This is a genomic window from Occallatibacter sp. (assembly GCF_049802275.1).
GTDB lineage: Bacteria > Acidobacteriota > Terriglobia > Terriglobales > Acidobacteriaceae > Telmatobacter.
This window is the reverse complement of the sequence record NZ_JBARMD010000083.1, coordinates 1-5557: the sequence shown is the minus strand read 5'-3', so window position 1 is coordinate 5557 and position 5557 is coordinate 1. Positions and strand designations below refer to the sequence as shown.

Sequence of the window (5557 nt, the reverse complement as noted above, 5' to 3'; positions counted from 1 at the left end):
GCGTCGCCGCCATGCCCATCGGGTTCCTCGCCGCAGCAACCATCGCCGGCGGCACCGCATTTCTCGACACCGCACTCACGACGCTTTTCGCCGGAGCGGCGCTCTCCTCCATCGCTTCCACCGGATCGCACAACCCGGTGAATGCAATCCTCCGGCGCGGTCCCCTGGCCTTCTACGGTCGCATCAGCTATGGACTCTATATGACGCACATCATGGTCTTCATTTACTTCGGCTGGTTCGACGCACGCATGGATAAGTACGGAATTCCCGGCAATCTCGCCGTCGTCGCGTTCCGCCTCGCCGCCTGCACGCTGGCCGCAACTATCCTCTGGTACGGATTCGAATCGAGAATACTGCGGCTCAAGCGCTACCTTGAAAACTCGCCCAACAAGCAGCCATCCGACCAAAGCTTCTCGCTCTGACGCGGCACTTTCTGCAAGTTCGGCAGTCCCACTTAGTGAATCGACATCTCATCTCCATGTGACTCCAATCACCCACGGCGTTAACATTCGGCTGCTAGCCTGAAGTGGTACGGAAATCTCCCTTCCGAGGTGCCCCATGACCAGCGCGACGACCGAAATTAACCGGGCCGAAGCAAGAACTGAAGGCCCTCTCAGTCCCGAAATACTCGGCAAAATGGACGCCTACTGGCGCGCCGCCAACTATCTTTCCGTCGGCCAGATCTATCTCAAAGACAACCCACTGCTCGAGCGGCCGCTGACGCTGGACGATGTCAAACCGCGCCTGCTCGGCCACTGGGGCACGACCCCCGGCCTCAACTTTCTCTACGTGCACTGGAACCGCCTGATCCGCGAGCGGCACCTGGACATGATCTATGTGATAGGTCCGGGACACGGCGGCCCCGGCCTCGTAGCGAATACGTATCTCGAAGGCTCCTACTCCGAGATCTATCCCCACATCGAGCAGAATCGTGATGGCATCAAGCGCCTCTTCCGGCAATTCAGCTGGCCGTACGGCATTCCAAGTCACGTCGCGCCGGAGACGCCGGGCTCTATTCACGAAGGCGGAGAACTTGGTTACTCGCTGGTACATGCCTATGGCGCTGCATTCGATAATCCGAACCTGATCGTCGCATGTGTGGTCGGCGATGGTGAAGCTGAGACCGGCCCACTGGCCACAAGCTGGCACTCAAACAAATTTCTTAATCCTGCGACTGACGGCGCGGTATTGCCGATTCTGCACTTGAACGGATACAAGATCGCGAATCCGACGGTGCTGGCGCGCATTCCCCATGCCGAGTTGGAAAACCTGATGCGCGGCTATGGATACGAGCCATTCACGCTTGAGGGCCACGATCCCGCCTCGATGCACCAGAAAGCTGCAGCTGTCTTCGACAAGATCTTCGATCGCATTGCAGCAATTCAAAAGGTTGCGCGAGAGGGTGGATCAACCGATCGGCCAGCATGGCCCATGCTGATCATGCGCACGCCCAAGGGCTGGACCGGACCGAAGGAAGTCGACGGCAAGCCGGTTGAAGGCACTTGGCGTGCTCACCAGGTTCCCTTTGCGGAGTTGCGCGAGAAGCCTGAGCATCTGCGCCTGCTTGAGGACTGGATGCGCAGCTACAAGCCCGAGGAACTCTTCGACGAGAAGGGTGCCTTCCGGGAGGAACTCGCCGACATCGCGCCGAAGGGCCGATTGCGAATGGGCATGAATGCGCACGCGAATGGCGGATTACTGTGGCAGCCGTTAACGGTGCCGAGCTTCCGCAATTTCGCGGTAAATGTCGAAAGCCCCGGGGCCACAACAGCCGAATCCACACGCGTGCTGGGCAAGATGCTGCATGCGGTGATGGAGGCCAACAAGGACACGAAGAACTTCCGCGTCTTCGGTCCGGATGAAACGGCCTCAAACCGTCTGCAGGATGTGATCGTAGGAACGGGCAAAACCTGGGAGGCGGAAACGCTTCCGGTCGACGAAGACCTTTCGCGCACCGGACGCGTGATGGAAATCCTGAGCGAACACATGTGCCAGGGCTGGCTCGAAGGCTACCTGCTGACCGGCCGGCATGGATTTTTCAACTGCTACGAAGCGTTCATCCACATCATCGATTCGATGGTGAATCAACACGCCAAATGGCTCAAAGTCACGCGCCAGATTCCGTGGCGCAAACCGATTGCGTCGCTCAACTACCTGCTCAGTTCGCTGGTATGGCGCCAGGATCACAACGGCTTCTCGCACCAGGATCCCGGGTTCATCGATCACCTGGTGAACAAGAAGGCTGACGTGGTGCGCATCTATCTCCCACCGGACGCGAACACCCTGCTGTCTGTGGCCGACCACTGCCTGCGCAGCAAGAACTACATCAATCTGATCGTGGCCGGAAAACAGCCTGCACCACAGTGGCTCACAATGGACGAAGCCGTAGCGCACTGCACTACCGGTTTAGGTATCTGGAAATGGGCCTCGAATGACGAAGGCAATCCCGACGTAGTGATTTCCTCCTGCGGCGATGTACCTACGATGGAGGCGCTCGCTGCAGTAATGCTGCTTCGCACACAGGCGCCTGACCTGCGCATTCGCTTTGTGAACGTGGTCGACCTGATGACCCTGCAGCCCTCGTCTGAGCATCCGCACGGCTTGTCAGACGAAGAGTACGACAGCATCTTTCCGCCCAAGGTGCCGACAATCTTTGCATTCCACGGCTATCCCTGGGGCATTCACCGGCTCACGTATCGCCGCCACAATCACGATAACCTGCACGTTCGCGGCTATAAGGAAGAGGGCACGACCACCACGCCTTTCGACATGTGCGTGCTGAACAACATCGACCGCTTCCAACTGGCGCTCGACGCAATCTCGCGGGTGAAACGGCTTGCTTCGAAGGTGGATGAGGCCCGGCAGTGGTACTCAGAAGCGATTCAACGGCATCGTCTCTACGTTTCGGAAAACGGCGAAGACCTGCCCGAAATCCAGAATTGGAAGTGGGAGTCCGGCAAAACAAGCTAAAAATCATTTGAAGGTGCTCAGACTGAAAGAACGCTTGTATCAGGGCACGACTTGAGTCGTGCCGCAAGCAAAGCAATAGAACCGGGGCTTTATAGCCCCTGCGGGAACAAGCAAGAAGTTCAAATAAAAAGTAAGGGGTCCTTTTTGATGTCGTCTTTACCTGTTTTGGTTTTGAATAGCGGTTCGTCTTCCATCAAGTTTGCGATGTATGAAGCCGGCGACGGCCAGCGCACAAAGATCTTTGAAGGCGCGGTCGATGGGATTGGCACGGATAACGGGAAGTTCTGGATCAAGGATGCCATGGGTAAGAAGCTCGTGGATCAGACACCGCCCCTGCCGAACCGCTCTGTTGCATTTTCGCTGGTCGAAAAGGCGCTCCACTCCGGCCAGTTCCCTGTCCCCAAGGCCATCGGACATCGCACCGTGTGCGGCGGCCCGAAGATACGCGACAATCAGCGCATAACTCCGCAGTTGATTGACGAGATCGAAAGCTACGCGGCGCTCGCGCCGTTGCACACGCCGATTGCGGTCTACATCATGCGCGAATCGCTGCGCCTGTTCCCAGGAATTCCGAACTTCGCGGTGCTCGACACCTACTTTCATCGCACCATGCCCGAGGTCGTCACCCGCATGCCTATTCCCGACGAATATGCGGAGATGGGAGTGCGGCGCTATGGCTATCATGGCATCTCATACGAGTCGATCATTTATCAACTGCAGCCAAACATTCCGGAGAAACTGATCGTCGCGCACCTCGGCAATGGCGCATCGATCACGGCGATTCGCAAGGGTGAAAGCCTCGACACGTCGATGGGACTGACACCGACCGGCGGCATTATCAGCGGTTCGCGCACTGGCGACATCGACCCCGGCGTTGTGATCTTTATCCTGAAGAAGATTGCGGAGACTACATCCGACGCGTCCGCCGCTGCCGAAAAACTCGAAACGGTGGTCAGCAAGAAGTCTGGCCTGCTTGGCGTGAGCGGCCTGTCGAACGATATGCGCGACCTGCGTGAAGCGATCAAGGGTGGCAATGAAAAGGCGCGCCTGGCCGTTGACAAGTTTACGTGGACGATTGCGAAGTGGGTTGGCAGCTTCTACGCCGAACTCGGCGGGCTCGACATGCTGGTCTTCACCGGCGGCATAGGCGAAAACGATATCGCTTCGCGCGCCGAGATCTGCGCAGGATTAGGAGCGCTTGGAATTGTTGTTGACCCCGAGAAGAACAACGTGCGTGGCGAAGCGGTAATATCGGCCGGGAATTCCCGCGTGCAGGTGCGCGTGATTCCGCCGGCCGAAGATCTAATGATCGTGAATCACGTGGTGCGGCTGCTGGACAATCAAGGAGAATGAGTGCTGGCGGCCAGCCATTGGATCCGCGCGATTCGAGCCATTGTTCTACACTAAAGGGTTCGCATCGGAGCTTTCATTCATGCATTCGGTAGTAACTCAAGTGGACTTGAAGCGCCTCCCCTCGCCAGCCCTGCGCCGCTTTGCATGGGGAGTCCTGGCGTATTTTATCGCCGTAATTCTATGGGGTTCGCTGGTACGGGCGACGGGTGCAGGCGCGGGGTGCGGCAACCACTGGCCATTGTGCAATGGGACGGTTCTGCAGCACTCGGCGAGCGTGAACACGATGATCGAGTTCACGCACCGCATTACGAGTGGCCTTTCGTTCTTCTCAGCCGTGGGTTTGTTGGTGTGGACATTTGCCGGAACCGTGCGCGGACACCTTGCCCGCGCGGCATCCGTGGCATCAGTCGCGTTCACACTGATTGAGGCCATTCTCGGAGCCCTGCTCGTCAAGCTCGGACTTACCGCGATGAGCCAATCACCGCTGCGACCATGGTACCTTGCACTTCACCTGACGAATACTCTGCTGCTGCTGGCAGCGCTGACGCTTACCGCTCACCTGTTGAGCCGCAAGCACGGATATCTCCGTGGCACTGTCCGACTGGTGGCGCCATTCGGCGCAGTCGCGGGCGTTTTTGTCGTGCTGATCGTCGGTGTGACGGGATCGCTGGCCGCGTTAGGTGACACTTTGTTCCCGGCCACTTCGCTTGGCTCTGCACTTGCGGAGGATTTTTCAGCGACGAGTGGTTGGCTGGTGCGCTGGCGCTGGACGCATCCGACAATCGCGTTCCTCGCAAGCGTCTTCCTGATCTGGATCTTAGTGCGCGCAGCGCAACGCACAACTGAATGGGACAATCGGGGATTGTCAGCGCTGGTACTGGTCCTTCTGGCCGCGCAGTATGTGCTTGGCGTCCTCGACGTCGTGCTGCTGGCGCCTGTTTGGCTGCAGATCGCCCACCTGCTCGGCGCCGATGTGCTTTGGGCTGCGCTGGTAGTGTTGACTGCCCGATTGACGCTGCAACCGGCAGATTCGACAAGGAGCTTGCAGCCTGTAGCTCGTAGCCTTTAGCTACGGGCTACCGGCAACCGAACTACCGGCTCGCCCGTTGCTCCTACTTCCCGCATTACCTCACCAGCACTCCCGCCGCCGGATAAACCTTCCCGTTCACCGATGCATTGATGATGGGCAGGTCGGGCGTAGCAGTGAGCCACTCGATATTGCCGTCATGCAGGA

At 58.4% G+C, this 5557-nt stretch carries 4 protein-coding genes; all 4 read left to right on the top strand.

The features are described 5' to 3' along the window. A partial coding sequence (locus WA354_RS02835; RefSeq protein ID WP_472811495.1) for an acyltransferase family protein occupies positions 1-422 on the top strand: 422 nt, incomplete at its 5' end. Positions 423-558: 136 nt separating this feature from the next. Next, positions 559-2970, top strand: a complete 2412-nt coding sequence (locus WA354_RS02830; protein WP_472811494.1) for a phosphoketolase family protein — start codon at positions 559-561, stop codon at positions 2968-2970. Between the two features lie 147 nt (positions 2971-3117). Continuing rightward, positions 3118-4323, top strand: a complete 1206-nt coding sequence (locus tag WA354_RS02825; RefSeq protein ID WP_472811493.1) for an acetate/propionate family kinase — start codon at positions 3118-3120, stop codon at positions 4321-4323. A 79-nt stretch (positions 4324-4402) separates the two neighbouring features. Next, positions 4403-5392 carry a COX15/CtaA family protein gene (locus WA354_RS02820; protein WP_472811492.1) on the top strand — a complete coding sequence of 330 codons (990 nt, stop codon included), beginning with the start codon at positions 4403-4405 and terminating at the stop codon, positions 5390-5392. The last annotated feature ends 165 nt before the right edge of the window (positions 5393-5557 follow it).

Bases quoted from the DNA above. Each gene is read 5' to 3' on its own strand.
- WA354_RS02830 (WP_472811494.1), top strand. From the start codon at position 559: ATGACCAGCGCGACGACCGAAATTAACCGGGCCGAAGCAAGAACTGAA.
- WA354_RS02820 (WP_472811492.1), top strand. From the start codon at position 4,403: ATGCATTCGGTAGTAACTCAAGTGGACTTGAAGCGCCTCCCCTCGCCA.
- WA354_RS02825 (WP_472811493.1), top strand. From the start codon at position 3,118: ATGTCGTCTTTACCTGTTTTGGTTTTGAATAGCGGTTCGTCTTCCATC.